This is a genomic window from Daejeonella sp., assembly GCF_017495225.1.
Taxonomy (GTDB): Bacteria; Bacteroidota; Bacteroidia; order Sphingobacteriales; family Sphingobacteriaceae; genus Daejeonella.
In genome coordinates this window covers 91174-106248 of the sequence record NZ_JAFEIG010000007.1, presented here as the reverse complement: position 1 = coordinate 106248, position 15075 = coordinate 91174, and the positions used below count along the sequence as shown (strand labels likewise).

Sequence of the window (15075 nt, the reverse complement as noted above, 5' to 3'; positions counted from 1 at the left end):
TGTTTATAAATATCTGCTTTTATTCCCTAAATCAAAACATTTGCGCCTTTCCAATGGATTAAAAAATATGCCTCACCCTTAAATTTCATTATAATTCTTAAATTTGAGATTTAAAATCATTTGCATGAGACTTTCTTTCTTCGCTATAATAGCTTTACTAATTAGTAGCCCAATTTTAGGCTTCGGTCAGAAATCCTATACAATTAATGGGACTGTAACTAAACCAGGAATAAGCACTTTATATTTAACAAAAAGTAATTTTTTTAATGCTAATTCTAAGTCGAAGGCAGAAAAAATTGCGGTATTAAATGGCAAATTCACTATCAAAGGCACTATTGCTGAACCTATTCCAGCTTTTCTTTCTATCAGTGAAGATTATCAAAAGGATGGTCCACAGTCCAAGCAATTTATTTTAGACCAAGGAGTAATTACTATTGATATTAAAGGGAACCTTACTGATGCATCTGTTATAGGGTCTAAGGCTCATGATGATCTTATTCGATATAATTCTGAGCAAACACCCTATTCAAATAAGATAAATGCTGTAAATCAGGAGGCTCAGCGAATTTCGAGCTCGGGCATACCAGCTGATTCTGTACGTTCTATGTTCCGAATTCCATTTCGTGATGCTACAAACGCCCTTACTGAATTTCAAAAGAATTTCGTTAAAAATAACCCTAGCGCCTATATTTCGCTGTTAATTATTCCCAATATAGTTAATACAACAAGTAATTTCAAGGAAGCAGAGGAGCTCTTAAATTCATTAAATGATGATGTGGAAAGTACATCAACAGCTGCTGGAATTAGAGAATACCTTAGCGGACAAACGAAAACATCAATAGGTTCTATTGCGCCTGATTTCTCGATGGCTGATGTTAATGGAAACCCAATTGCCTTATCTTCTTTAAGAGGTAAATATGTGTTATTGGATTTTTGGGCAGCTTGGTGTGGGCCTTGCCGACAAGAAAATCCGAATGTGGTAAGAGCATTTAAGACTTATGAGAAAAATGGCTTTACTGTATTTGGAGTATCGCTCGACAGAGATAAAAACAGCTGGTTAAAGGCCATAAAAGATGATCAATTGACTTGGCAACATGTATCAGACCTTAAATATTGGTCTAATGCGGCTGCAACGATGTATGGAATCACAAGTATCCCACGTAATTTTTTATTAGGCCCAGATGGGAAAATCATTGCACGTGATTTACGTGGGAAAGACTTACATGATAAACTAGAAGAGATATTTCTTTTAAAGAAATAAATTATCTTTTATTTTAATTCCATAAGATCTACACCGATATCGGGGCGGAAATATCTGCCATCGAAGTAAATTCTGCCTGCATCTGCAGTAGCGCATTGTACGGCATCGAAGAGATTATCTTGCAAGGAAGTTACGGCAATTACGCGCCCTCCATTCGATTTTACTAATCCGTTATCTAAGATAGTCCCAGCATGAAAAGCAGTGGAATGTCTTAAATTTTCAATTCCAGAGATTTCCTTTCCTTTGGCATAATCGCCGGGATAACCACCTGCAACAATCATGACGGTGGCAGCGGTTTTAGAAGATATTTTTAATTCTTTTTCGGCTAAATTCTCATGGGCTACACCAAGAAATAAATCTAGGAGGTCGCTTTCGATACGAGGGAGCACGCTTTCTGTCTCGGGATCACCCATGCGCACATTATATTCAATCACATAAGGTTCTCTTCCTTGAGGATTATTGCTAGCCATTAATCCGATGAAAATGAAGCCTTTGTATGGGATACCATCTTTTTTCAATCCCTCAATAGTTGGCATAATAATGCGATCTTCCACTTTCTTCATGAATTCGGCATCTGCAAAAGAAACAGGCGAAATAGAACCCATACCACCGGTATTTAGTCCCGTATCTCCTTCGCCAATACGTTTATAATCTTTGGCTTCGGGCAGTATTTTATAGCTTTTTCCATCTGTTAAGACGAAAACAGAAAGTTCAATTCCAGTTAAGAACTCTTCGATTACTACGGTGCTACTTGCTTCTCCAAATTTGGCATCGCCAAGCATGGCTTTAAGCTCTGTTTGGGCATCCTGCAAAGTCTCACAAATCAAAACCCCTTTTCCAGCTGCTAGTCCATCGGCTTTTAAAACAATGGGTAGCTTCTGAGTCTCCAAATAAGCCAAACCTTCTTCCAGAGTAGATTTATTAAAAGATTTGAATGCCGCTGTTGGGATTCCGTGTTTAATCATGAACTGCTTGGAAAAATCCTTGCTTCCTTCGAGTTGGGCGCCATGCATTTGCGGTCCGATAACAGGGATATGCATTAAATCGGGGCGATTGAGGAAAAAGTCGTGAATTCCTTTTACTAGTGGTTCTTCGGGACCAACGATGACCATTTTTACTTGATTTTTGAGGACAAAGTCAGCGATTCCTTCAAAATCTGTCGGATTTAGGTTAATATTTTTCCCGTAGGCTGAAGTCCCAGCATTTCCAGGAGCAATATAAATTTGACTTAAAAGGCTGCTTTCCGCGATTTTTGAGGCGAATGCGCTCTCGCGACCACCCGAACCAAGTATTAGGATATTCATGGTGTAAAGATAAGTTGAAATAGTTAAGGAGCAAATTGTTATGAGTTATGAGTTGGCAGTTGGCAGTTATCAGGCTGGCGACATCTTGAAGACGATTAAAAAGGGGCTCCCGCAGATAATCGCGGATCAGCGCAGAGGAAATCTGCGGAATTCTGCGTGATCTGCGGGAAGAATAATTTATACGGTGGCTGAGGTTCTCGAAGCTAGGAGATTGAAGGCAGGCTGTTGATATAAGGGACATGAAAAAGAGTATCTCGTGATTAGAGATATAGTTCTGTTAAAACTGTAAAAGTATTCCATAAAATATGGAGAGATAAAGAATATATGAAGCCACACCGTACCATTAAGTATCCAAAACTTAAGTCGGTTATAAATGTCAAACCTAAAATACTAATGCCATAAGCTAAGTTTTGGCTTGTCCAGATATAATTATCAAAATGCATCATAGAAAACATTAAAATAAGACTATAGAAAAGATATTTATAATTTTTTCTGTACAAGGTATTCAGGAAAAAAGTTAAAAATCTTTGCTTATACTTTTTTTTCCACTTAAAATAGATGTCAAGAAAATATGCAATTAAAAAGATAGTAAGAATGATGAGTATTGTGCTAGGAATTATCTTTATTCTGTATAAAAAGTAAAGATTTACCAAACAAATAAAGAGTAAGATTGCATATTTTTTTAGTAAGGGAAGCCTACAAACTATTTCTTCAATCAATGGCATTAGAACGCATGCTATTATTACAACACCAAAGGTGTACTCTTTATCATATTCACTTTTAGTTTCTAAAATCAAAACTCCCTCTCTAAAATTAAAAGTTTTTTCGATGTATAGAAATAAATAGTGAATGGCTAATACACAAAAAAACACGATTGAGTTAAGCAAAAGAATGAAACTGAATATGCCAAATTGTGATTCATTACTCTTCCTAACATTACTTTTAGGCGTCTTTAAAAAAAGAATAAATTCGTTAAGGTGATTTAGAAAAATCAAATTCAAAGATTTTTTAGATGATAAAGAGTCTGTTATTGATGGAAATAACAGACTCGAAATTATTCTATTTCTAATTATATTTTTGGCCCTCTAAGGAGGTCATAGTTGGGTGTAAATGGTTTGCTGTTTTTGCGTCTTTCTGTGCAAGCACAAAATACTTCTTTCATCCAAGCTCCAAGTTCACGTAATCCACCACCGTAAATAAAAGAAAGTTCATTTACTTTTAATTCTGAGATTCCGTTATTTTTTAAAATTTCTTTCATGACATTATTTTTTTTTACATTCTACAGAATTCCAACCTTCAGCAAATTCGTCAATTGCCTCATAGACACCAAGTGCTGTTAAACCTTTATCTGCCCAATCCCAAAGTTTTTTCCAAGGTATTTTACCTTTAGGCCCCTTACCTCCATCGATATAAATAATCTCCTTGGCATTCATTTCCCGTACACCAAAGTTTTCTAATTTTAATTTTTCCATAATATTAAAAATTTTAATTTTAAAACACAAACAGCCTTTGTTTGTATGGCAAGAATCACTTTATCCGGAACAGTGCTAATTGCTTAATACTAATTTAGTGTTGTTCATTCTACAAAAATTAGAGTGGGTAAAAAATTTATATTTAATTCATGTATTCTAAAACCTGCATTTATTTTTCTTGATTCTGCTGTATTAAGTGGCCTGAATGAAAGATTAGCTGCAATTTCAAATTCTACTTCATAATAATAAGTTTCTAGGTTGCGAGAATAACAAATGGGCACACCAAGTAAGCGTAGTTCCTCAATAAATTGATAAAGTCTACCCTTAGAGATTTTAAGACGTTTTGCCAATTTTTCTGGACAACCTGTTCTTCTTTCGTCAATTAGTTTGTGCAATAAATTAATGCGTTCTACATATTCTATTAACTTCATGATTTTAATTTGAGGAGTTTAAATCGCATAAATTATTGTTATTAAGCAAATTGTTGTTTCCATAAATTACTATAATAGCCATTTTGGCCTAGTAATTCTTCATGGGAGCCTTCTTCAACCACCTTACCTTTATCTAATACAATCAGTTTATCGGCCTTACTAACAGTACTTAATCTATGCGCTATAATGATGATTGTTTTCTGTTGTTCTAGCAATAAATTAATAGTACGCTGCACATACTGCTCAGAAGCAGAATCAAGCGATGATGTGGCTTCATCTAATATTAGAATCTCTGGATTTCGATATAAAGCCCTTGCTATGGCAATTCTTTGCTTTTGTCCACCAGAAAGTGTTGCCCCATTTTCACCTAAATAGGTTTGAAATCCTTCGGGCAAAGACTCAATAAATTCTAAAATCCCTAACTGGCTACAAATGTCAATTACTTTTTGAAGATCAGGTTCATAATCGCCAACCGCAATATTATCAATTACATTTCCAGCAAATAAATCAATTTGTTGGGGTACAACACTCAATACATTTCTTAATGAATTATTATTGAGGTACTTAATGGCATATTTTCCTATAAATATATTCCCATTTTGAATGGGGTAGATGTTTTGAAGTAAGGCCATGAGGGTAGATTTACCCGAGCCACTTTCACCAACGATAGCAGTAAACTTACCTTCTTCAATGTGCAGATTTAGATCTTCAAAAACGCTAACTCTTGTGCCATATCTAAAGGCAACATTTTCAAATCTTATATCGCCTAAATTCGCTTTAGATAGCTCTACGTTTTGAGCATCATTTTCTATTTCTAGATCCATGATTTCAAATAGCCTGTCTGCTGCAATTACGGCATCTTGTATGACCTTATTGGCCCCTATTAAAGATGCTGCCGGACCAGTAAAGTAGCCAATTAGGGTATAGAAGGAAAATAACTCGCCTGGAGTAATTTCATTATCGAGCACAAAACCTGCACCAATCCACAAGAGGGCAATGGTTAATAATTGCGCAATTAATTCTGTAGAAGTGCCTGAAAAAACCGAGTTTAAACCTGATTTATATACAGTACGTAATAATTGAACAAACCTAGTTTCAGTTTTATGATTGGTATGCGATTCCAATCCAAAACGCTTAATTGTGCCCATGGCATTTAGGCTTTCTACTAGTTGAGATTCAAGTTCAGCGCTGTTTTCCATCAGCTTTCGCTGTATTTTTTTATTGAGCTTATTGGTGATAAGATAAATTATCAAATATAGCGGTATGACTGTCAGCATGAGGAGTGCCAATTTCCAGTAATAGCTAAACATAAGTGCAAAGGCAAATACAATGATAAATAGGTTTACTGCAAGTCCAACAGCAACTTCATTTATAAAGACTCTAATTTTTACAGCGTCATTTATCCTCGAAATAATTTCCCCCACACGCATGGTGTCAAAAAATTGCTGTGGTAACTTCAGTAAGTGTTTATAATATCCCAAAATTAACTGAGCATCTATTTGCTGCCCGGTACGCATGGTAAATATAGTTTTTGCAGTACCTACAAATAGTTGAAGCAGTAAAATGAATATCATAATTATGCTCATTAAGTTGAGCAGGTTACGATTACCATCTACTAACACATAATCAGTTATTTTTTGAACAAAAATGGAGGTGCTTAGTCCTAAAAGGGTATAAACAAATGCGCCAAATAGGGCTTGTAAAGCAATACTTTTATGAGGTTTAATTAAGTGCCAAAAACGTTGTCCTACATTTACTTTTTTATCACCTTTTGTAAAACTTTCATTTGGTAGGAGTAATACCAGTACGCCTGTCCACTCTTCCAAAAACTCGGGGATAGTTTTTTTGTGCAGCTTGCCATCTCCAGGATCCATGAACTGAATATGTGTATCAGAAACCTTGTAAATAACTACATAATGATGGAGCTGTTTTTTAACCACAATATGTGCAATGGCGGGTAAGGGTATTTTACTCAGACTTTCAGGGGCTCCACGCACGCCTTTAGCTTCGAACCCTAATTTATTCGCAGCTTCAATTAGGCCTAATACATTTGTTCCTTTCGTATCTGTACTAGCCATTTGGCGGATACGAGCAATTGGTAATTTTAAGCCATAAAAGCTTGCTATTGAAGCCAAACAAGCTGCTCCACAATCAGTAATATCACGTTGTTTAATAAGAGGTATAGCCATTAATGATTTTTGAGATGATTTTTAATTTTAGCTTTTTCTTGCGGTTTCTGGATTAATCCAATCATCAACTTTATCATAAAGCAATTGAAATAAGCTGCGTTTGGTAACCGTGAAATTGGCGTTAAAGCTCATTCCTTTTTTGATATGACCTTTATAACCATTTTTTAGCTGTAGATAGTTTTTATCAAACTTGCATTTTACCTTAAAATAGGTCGTTTTGTCTTGCACAAAAATGTCATCACTTATATCTACCACTTTGCCAGTAAGCATACCCCATTGATTATAATTAAATGCATCTATTTGAAAACGAACATGTTGTCCCTTTTTAATTAGACCTATATCAGAAGGTTTGATGAAACAGAAAGCTAATAGTGCAGTATCGGGACTTATATCTGCAATTTTTTGGTTAGCATAAACATAGGCACCAATTTGTAAACCAGTTAAATTTTGTACTGAGCCAGAAAGTTGCGAATTCACGGTATACAATTTTTCTTGCTCATTGAGTTGTATTTTTTGATTTTGAATTTCTTTAAGTTCGTTGCGGTATTGGTTAGCCTCTGTTTGCCATTGCGTTCGGTACCTCTTAGCAACCATTTTTAAGTCTGATAAGGCTTGCTCGTAATTGTATTTATATTGTTCATATTCCGCTTGAGTTACCACCCTTTTTGTATGAAGCGTTTCATAACGTTTATAAATTTTAAAGCTTTGTTCTTTAGCGTTAAGTGCATTTTGCTGTTGCTCTAAATATTGTTGCCAACTTGAATTGTATAAGCCAGTTTGCAATGAGACTGTCTCCTTCGCAAAATCAAGTGCCTTAATAAGCATTTCGGCATCGTTTAGTAAATTTTGTAATTGATTATTTTTGTTGCTTAAAATATCACTTTGCTGTTTTGGTATTGCTGCATCTATTCGAATTAAAAGATCACCTTTATGTACTTTTTGATTGTCTTTTAAATTAATTGCAACGATTTTACCACTTACTGGAGCTAAAATCTCAGTCTTTTCTATGTTGCTCTGCACCAAACCAAGTCCTTTGACACTAATTGTAGTATGTATAAATGGCAATGCCAATACAGCTAATATTATTGCTAAAAGAGTAATACTGTAAATAATTTGGCTTCGCACTCGGGTTTCATGCATATACAAAACGCTTGTGTCTTGTATGTTGTCGTCAAATACTTGTTTCATATCTAACTTAAACTAAAGGGCTAAATTCAATGTTCTGATTAACCCTTTCTTCAATTTTAAAATTGAAAAGGACTAATAATAAGAGATGTATAGAAAAAGTAGGAATTAACTTAATGTTGTTTTTCTGCATATGTTTAATTTTAGGTTATTTTAATTAACATAGGCAATGATGTACATCAAATTAGGAGATAAAAATTTTCACATACTATTTGTTTTATGAATATTTTATTATATTTGAGAATATAATTATTCTTTTTATGAATGATACGATTGCAAAAAATATAAGAAAGTACCGTGAGTTAAGAGGTTTTAGTCAGGAATATATGGCGCATCATTTAGATGTTAACCAAGCATCTTACGCAAAATTAGAGAGCGGTGTGACTAAAATTACAATAGATCGCCTTTTTTCAATTGGTAAACTTTTAGAAACAGAAGTATCTGAAATTTTAGATCTTAAAAATCAGATTATTTATAATCAAGATTTAAAGGATAATGCAGTTGGGCATCAGCAGGTGGAGAATCTTTACCAAGACAATAAAGCAGTTTACGAAAAACTAATACAGGCAAAAGACGAGCAAATTGCTTTTCTAAAAGAGATGCTGCTAGAGAAAGGTAAGTTTTAGTCTGGAGTTGGAAGTTATGCGGTGGCTGAGGTTCTTGAAGCCAAGAAAACGACATCTGCGACTTGCAAAAGATAAACTCCCGTAGATTTTCGCAGATCAGCGCAGATTAAATCTCGCGAAGGCGCAAAAATTTAAACGCGGTAAAAGAATTAGTAGGATCGTCCCAACTGATCGTTTGCTGCTTTTACCAATGAATTGCTTGTATTGCTATCGTGTGCAAACTCCCAAAACATAATGCCATTTGCTCTTTCTTTGGCTAATTGAGTCTTTTGTTTTATCAATGTAATGCCATTAAAACCATAAGCAACACCATTTACTGTAGCTGCATTTAAGTTTACATTAGCGCCCGAAGTTTCTATATCTCTATACGCGATAGATATTTTGCCTGTGGCATCCTTTCCATAAAGGGGCATTCCAACTACTGCTTTTTCTTTTGGTAGTCCTTTAGATCCTAGCCATATATCTAAACTGGCTACCGACATTTTATAAGAAGCGTGGTTTAAAGGTTCTGAAGTATCGTAGTTAGTGCCATCATACTGCATAATATTAAAAAAATCAACTGCGGCAATAGCTCCGGCTTTTACCCCATCTCTAACACCGCCAGCATAAACAGCAGGGGTTACGGCTGCGCTTAAAAATTTATTCGCTTTGTGAAGTTCTAAAGCTAATTCTTGTACTAATAAGGTGAAATTATCGGCAGATCCAAGGGTGGCATTTGGGTACTCCCAATCTAAATCTACACCATCTAAATCATTTGATTTTGCAAATGATACAACTTGAGTTACAAATTTTGTTCTTGAAGTAGCAGAACTCGCCATTTTTACAAAATAATCACTCAAACCTGCAATAGAAATTCCAAATTTGAGGCCATTTGCCTTTGCTCTTTGTTTAACGACTTCAAATCTTGATGGTTGTGGAAGTGGATTTAAGGATCCGTCTCCTGAAGCATTAATTTCTAAAAATGCATAAAACAAGTGGGTAATCATTTTGTATTTGCTCACATCAACCAATGCGGGGTCTTTGTAGCTAGGCATATAAGCTACTATTTTAAAACTTTTGTCGGCCACATAGTTGATAGGTGTTGGTGGGTTAACTGGCGTAACGGTTGATGGCTGCGTGTCTTTATTTTTTTTACATGCACTAAAACTCATTATTAAAATCGACGAGAAGCAAAATATTTTTTTCATTTTAAAATTTTGTCTGTTTGATTACAAAACTATAATTTTTCAGGAGTCTTGGTCATTATGAGCTTAGGTTTAAAGCCGGACTGTTCGTGGAGAGGCTGTCCTTTATTTTACAGCGGTACTTAAGCCATTTAATGTCATTTTGATAATTCTAAGCCTTATTTTGTTTGAATGTGCTCAGAAGATGCTATAAAGGCACCAATTAGCAGACCAATAGTAAACAATTGTACCCAGTGTTTTTCTAGAAAGATAAGAACCTCTAATTTGATTAAATGTAACATAATTCTATTTGGGTTTAATTATTGATTATTAAATTCAATGGGTGACATAATAAATAAATTGGCCAATCGAAGTACCTGCTTTAAAAGATTGATTAAATAATGTGGCGATGAGCAAGGCCGTAAATAAAGTTTTAGTCAATTTATTAGCCATAAGTTCATTAAACAATTGCTTCAGATTTTCAATGTATTTATGATTTTCTTCTCTATCCATAATTCTTTATTATTTAAAAGATGCCCATTGAAATTTATTTAAAAATCAAATTATAAACCTGAATAATCAATGTCATCACTACAAGTGCAAAAAGATATTGATTACTCCGTTTAAGGCGATTGTATTTACGCTCTAAATCGTCATTTTGGGAATTCATTTTTTTAATTTAAGATTTATAAAATATGTTTTAATACAATCGCACCTATGGCTATCCCTACGATAAAGCCATATTTAAAAAATGTCTTTAGTTCAATTTTATTCATTTTAGTAATTAAATAGCTTAAAATTCTTTTTTAAATGTTAATTAAATGGGCTCATCTTAAGGTAAATTTAATTAATTTTTTTAATTTACATTATAATAATTTTCAATTCGATATAACAAAAATCCCCCGCAGATTTTCGCGGATGAGCTCAGACTGTCCGTAGAGTTAAGCGTAGCGTCTCTACGGATTCATCAATGTAAGGAGTCTTCAGACTCCTCTATTAAATAACAAGTCTTTCAAACTCTTCTCTAATTCAACAATATTTATTGTAAAATAAAAAAAAATCAAAACCCATCACACAAAATCAATTTTAATCAAGCCTCGGCCATTTCCATAATAATCAATACCCGATGAATACAAATAATCTTGTTCAAAATTTACAATTCCTGCCCTAATTGGGTTTTCATGTAAATATTTCATTCTTGACATCAATATTTCTTCCGAAGAACATTCTATTGGATGATTAGTCTGCTGCCAAAATTGATAATTTTCATTTCGACTATTAAATTTACCTGCTTTCCCAAAAATCCATAACATCCATTTTTTTCTACTTTCTTTAGGATTATTCTGAATGGCATTTATAATGGCAAAAGAACTAAATTTTTTAAAATCTCTAATTACATCAGAAAGTTTTTTGACGCCGTCTGTAGATAAGATTAGATGAACGTGATTGCTCATGATGCACCATGCATGTATTTTTAGTCCCTTTTTTTCTTGACAAAACTTTAGACTATCTATTAAAATATCTGAGTAGATCTTTCTAGTAAAAACATCCACCCATTCAACTACAGTGAAGGTGAGAAAATGTACTGCGTATTGATCTTTAATTTGGAAACCTCTATCCGACATTTAGTAAAAAATAATAAGCAATTGGAAATAAAAACAATAATTTAAAGATACATGGGGATGTCAATTATTGGTAGAATAGTTATTGAACGGTGTTTAATGGCTGATAAACGGTAATAGTTTATTTGAGACGAGTCTGAAGACTCTTATCATTTGCTAATCCGTAGAGACGCTGCGCTTAACTCTACGGACAGTGGATTTCTCCATGCCACACGTATACTGGTGACATCACGTTTGGAGTAGCATGTTCGAAATGGCGGTGATTTTCACGTTAATTGGTAACAGAGCGATAATAATGGCTGTCCGAAATGACGGTGGATATCACGTTAATTGCTATTTAATATAATAAAAAATTCCCAAAATTCCAAATCTTGCTTAATTCCTCCCCATCCCCCATCCTAATTTCTTCTCAATCCTAATTAATAATCGTAATTTTGAATCAATTATGTCATTCTGGCTAATTTTAGCCAATGGCTTAGTTCTTGTATGCAATTGATTTTAATTATTTTCAAATACACATGTTAGCACTTATTAGTAAGCTTTTCGGTAGTAAATCAAACCGTGATATTAAGTTAATACAGCCCTTAGTTGAAAAAACTAAAGAAGAATATAGCAAATTATCTACACTGACTAATGATGAATTGAGGCAAAAAACCCTTGATTTTAAGTCCCGAATTAAAGAATATCTCACAGAAATTGATATTGAAATTGCCGCAGTGAAAGCCAAAGCTGAGTCTGCAGATTTACCAATGAATGAGAAGACTGCCCTTTATGATCAGTTGGATAAACTTCAAAAAGATCGCGATGCAGAGCTTGAAAAGGTTTTAATGGAAATCTTGCCTGAAGCTTTTGCAGTGATGAAAGATACTGCTCGTCGTTTCACCGAAAATAAAACGATTGAGGTTACTGCAACGCAAGCCGACCGTGAATTAGCGGCTCGCAAAAAGAATGTAATCATCAATGGTGATAAGGCTATCCACCATAATACTTGGTTAGCAGCCGGGACAGAAGTAACCTGGAACATGATTCATTATGATGTTCAGTTAATTGGTGGTATTGTTTTGCACCAAGGTAAAATCTCTGAAATGGCTACGGGTGAGGGTAAAACGCTTGTTGGTACTTTGCCAGCATACTTAAATGCGTTATCGGGACAAGGAGTACATATCGTTACGGTGAACGATTATTTGGCTCGTCGTGACTCGGAGTGGAATGGTCCTTTATTTGAGTTCCACGGTTTGACAGTGGATTGTATCGATAAGCATCAGCCAAATTCGGAAGATAGACGTAAGGCTTACCTTGCCGACATTACCTTCGGGACGAACAATGAATTTGGCTTCGATTATTTGCGTGACAATATGACATCGAATCCTGAAAGTCTGGTTCAACGTAAATTACATTTTGCCATGGTTGATGAGGTGGATTCAGTATTAATTGATGATGCTAGAACGCCTTTAATCATTTCGGGACCTATCCCACGTGGTGATGAACACGAATTTTATGAGTTAAAACCACGTATCGAACGCTTGGTTACTGCTCAAAAGAATTTCATCAATAATGTTTTAAACGAAGCTAAAAAATCAATTAATGAAGGCCAAGCGGGTCCGCAAGATGGTGGTTTAGCCCTTTTAAGAGCTTACCGTGGTTTACCTAAAAGTAAAGCGCTTATCAAATTTTTGAGTGAGCCTGGCATGCGTCAAGTGTTGACCAAATCGGAGCATTATTACATGGAAAACCAAAACAAGGAAATGCCTAAGGTTGATTCCGAGCTTTTCTTTGTGATTGATGAAAAAAATAATCAGGTTGAACTAACAGAAAAAGGTATTGAGCTGATTACTAGCTCAGGCGAGGATCATAATTTCTTTGTGATGCCTGATGTGGGGACCGAAATTGCCGAATTGGAAAAGTCGGGGCTCTCTATGGAGGAAAAGCTAGAGAAAAAAGATGCTTTAATGCGCGATTTCTCTATCAAATCTGAACGTATCCACTCTGTAAATCAGCTTTTAAAAGCTTATACTTTATTTGAAATCGACGTTGAATATATCGTTGATGAGGGTAAAATTAAGTTGGTTGATGAGCAAACAGGCCGTATCATGGATGGTCGCCGTTACTCGGATGGCCTACACCAAGCAATTGAGGCTAAAGAAAATGTGAAGGTTGAGGATGCAACTCAAACCTATGCAACCATCACGCTCCAGAATTTCTTCAGAATGTACCATAAGCTTTGTGGTATGACTGGAACGGCGGTTACCGAGGCGGGCGAGCTTTGGCAAATCTATAAATTGGATGTTGTTGAAATTCCTACCCACGTTATTGCTAAGCGTAAAGATGAAGAGGACATGGTGTATCGCACCGTCCGTGAAAAATATAATGCGGTAGCGGATGAAATCACACGTCTTACACAAGCGGGCAGACCAGTCTTGGTGGGTACCACTTCGGTTGAGATTTCCGAACTTTTAAGTCGCATGCTTAAATTAAGAGGCATTAAACACAATGTCTTAAACGCGAAATTACACCAGAAAGAGGCTGATATCGTTGCGGAGGCTGGTCAGGCGAGTACGGTTACCATTGCTACCAACATGGCGGGTCGTGGTACGGATATTAAGCTTGGCCCAGGTGTGAAAGAGGCTGGTGGTTTGGCAATTGTAGGTACCGAGCGTCATGAATCACGTCGTGTTGATAGACAGTTGCGTGGTCGTGCAGGTCGTCAAGGTGATCCAGGATCAAGTCAGTTTTTTGTCTCTTTGGAAGACAATTTAATGCGTTTATTTGGTTCTGAGCGTATTTCAAACATCATGCTACGTATGGGAATTGAGGAAGGTGAAGTGATTCAACATTCCATGATTACCAAATCTATTGAGCGTGCTCAACGTAAGGTTGAGGAAAACAATTTTGGTGTTCGTAAGCGTTTATTGGAGTATGATGATGTGATGAACTCGCAGCGTTCAGTAATTTATGCGAAGCGTAAAAATGCCCTTTTTGGAGAGCGCTTGGATGTAGATTTGAATAATACCATTTTTGATGTGGTTGAGGATATTGTTTCTGAATACAAAGATCAGGGGAATTATGAAGGCTTCGAAATGGAGATTATTCGTATTTTCTCGGTAGATCCAGAAATGACGGAAAAGCAATTTGCGGAGACTAATATTAACAATCTTACGGATAAGATGTTTGCTAAAATTGAGGCATATTATAACCGTAAATTAGAGGCTATTGCGCATCAAACTTTCCCAGTTTTAAGGGATGTTTTGAAGGAGCGTGGCGATCAAATTGAAAATATCGTAGTTCCATTTACAGATGGCATTCGCTCGGTTCAGGTGGCTGCAAATCTTAAAAAAGCCGTGGATAGCAATGGCTATGAGGTATTTAAGGCCTTCGAGAAAACGGTTGTTCTGGCGCTAATTGATGATGCTTGGAAGGAGCATTTACGCGAAATGGACGATTTAAAGCAGTCGGTACAAAATGCGGTTTACGAGCAAAAAGACCCATTGATTGTCTATAAAATGGAAGCCTTCAATATGTTTAAGCAAATGTTGGCAACTGTAAATAAGGATATTGTAAGTTTCTTGTTTAAGGGTAATATTCCTTCGCAAGACCCTGCACAAGTCCGTGAGGCACGCCCTCAGCAGCGTCAAGATTTGAGTAAATTGAAGGTTTCAAAGCCGGAGCTTGCTCAATCTGCAAATGGGGTGCCAGTTGATGATACGCGTGAATTGCAAAAAACACAGCCTATTCGTGTAGAGAACAAAATTGGAAGAAATGACCCTTGCCCATGTGGAAGTGGTAAGAAATATAAAAACTGTCATGGTATAGGAGCGGAGTAAA

12 protein-coding genes are annotated in these 15075 nt (G+C 35.7%); 3 read left to right on the top strand and 9 right to left on the bottom strand.

Translation table 11 applies throughout. The features are described from left to right. Positions 1 to 124 precede the first annotated feature (124 nt). Complete coding sequence (locus QZ136_RS03275; protein ID WP_291400292.1) at positions 125 to 1261, top strand: TlpA disulfide reductase family protein; 1137 nt, start codon at positions 125 to 127, stop codon at positions 1259 to 1261. An 8-nt stretch (positions 1262 to 1269) separates the two neighbouring features. Here QZ136_RS03275 and purD read toward each other — a convergent pair whose 3' ends face one another. From purD to QZ136_RS03245, 6 genes are all read right to left on the bottom strand, one after another. Continuing rightward, positions 1270 to 2565, bottom strand: coding sequence for a phosphoribosylamine--glycine ligase (gene purD, locus QZ136_RS03270; protein WP_291400291.1), 1296 nt, complete (start codon positions 2563 to 2565; stop codon positions 1270 to 1272). 1069 nt (positions 2566 to 3634) lie between these two features. After that, on the bottom strand, positions 3635 to 3823 hold the full coding sequence (locus QZ136_RS03265) for a hypothetical protein (protein WP_291400289.1): 189 nt from the start codon (positions 3821 to 3823) through the stop codon (positions 3635 to 3637). Between the two features lie 4 nt (positions 3824 to 3827). Next, a complete protein-coding gene (locus QZ136_RS03260) occupies positions 3828 to 4037 on the bottom strand; it encodes a hypothetical protein (RefSeq protein WP_291400287.1) in 210 nt (69 codons plus the stop codon). Positions 4038 to 4141: 104 nt separating this feature from the next. Continuing rightward, positions 4142 to 4468: a hypothetical protein gene (locus QZ136_RS03255; protein ID WP_291400285.1), complete on the bottom strand. Its 327-nt coding sequence runs from the start codon at positions 4466 to 4468 to the stop codon at positions 4142 to 4144. A gap of 41 nt (positions 4469 to 4509) precedes the next feature. Beyond that, complete coding sequence (locus QZ136_RS03250) at positions 4510 to 6657, bottom strand: peptidase domain-containing ABC transporter (RefSeq protein WP_291400283.1); 2148 nt, start codon at positions 6655 to 6657, stop codon at positions 4510 to 4512. A 27-nt stretch (positions 6658 to 6684) separates the two neighbouring features. Then, a complete protein-coding gene (locus QZ136_RS03245; RefSeq protein ID WP_291400281.1) occupies positions 6685 to 7845 on the bottom strand; it encodes an HlyD family efflux transporter periplasmic adaptor subunit in 1161 nt (386 codons plus the stop codon). Positions 7846 to 8102: 257 nt separating this feature from the next. Between QZ136_RS03245 and QZ136_RS03240 the strand changes: the two genes are divergently transcribed. Then, on the top strand, positions 8103 to 8468 hold the full coding sequence (locus tag QZ136_RS03240; protein WP_291400279.1) for a helix-turn-helix transcriptional regulator: 366 nt from the start codon (positions 8103 to 8105) through the stop codon (positions 8466 to 8468). A gap of 149 nt (positions 8469 to 8617) precedes the next feature. Here the strand turns inward: QZ136_RS03240 and QZ136_RS03235 are convergent, their stop codons facing one another. The 3 genes from QZ136_RS03235 to QZ136_RS03225 form a co-directional block, all read right to left on the bottom strand. After that, positions 8618 to 9619 (bottom strand): glycosyl hydrolase family 18 protein, encoded by a 1002-nt coding sequence (locus QZ136_RS03235; protein ID WP_291400277.1) that lies wholly within the window; start codon positions 9617 to 9619, stop codon positions 8618 to 8620. A gap of 348 nt (positions 9620 to 9967) precedes the next feature. After that, the gene (locus QZ136_RS03230) at positions 9968 to 10144 is read right to left on the bottom strand and encodes a hypothetical protein (RefSeq protein WP_291400276.1); all 177 of its coding nucleotides are present in this window, start codon (positions 10142 to 10144) and stop codon (positions 9968 to 9970) included. Positions 10145 to 10701: 557 nt separating this feature from the next. Next, positions 10702 to 11256 carry a transposase gene (locus QZ136_RS03225; protein ID WP_291400274.1) on the bottom strand — a complete coding sequence of 185 codons (555 nt, stop codon included), beginning with the start codon at positions 11254 to 11256 and terminating at the stop codon, positions 10702 to 10704. A 515-nt stretch (positions 11257 to 11771) separates the two neighbouring features. On the opposite strand from QZ136_RS03225, the gene secA reads away from it, so the two are divergent. Beyond that, complete coding sequence (secA, locus tag QZ136_RS03220; RefSeq protein ID WP_291400272.1) at positions 11772 to 15074, top strand: preprotein translocase subunit SecA; 3303 nt, start codon at positions 11772 to 11774, stop codon at positions 15072 to 15074. Position 15075 lies beyond the last annotated feature (1 nt).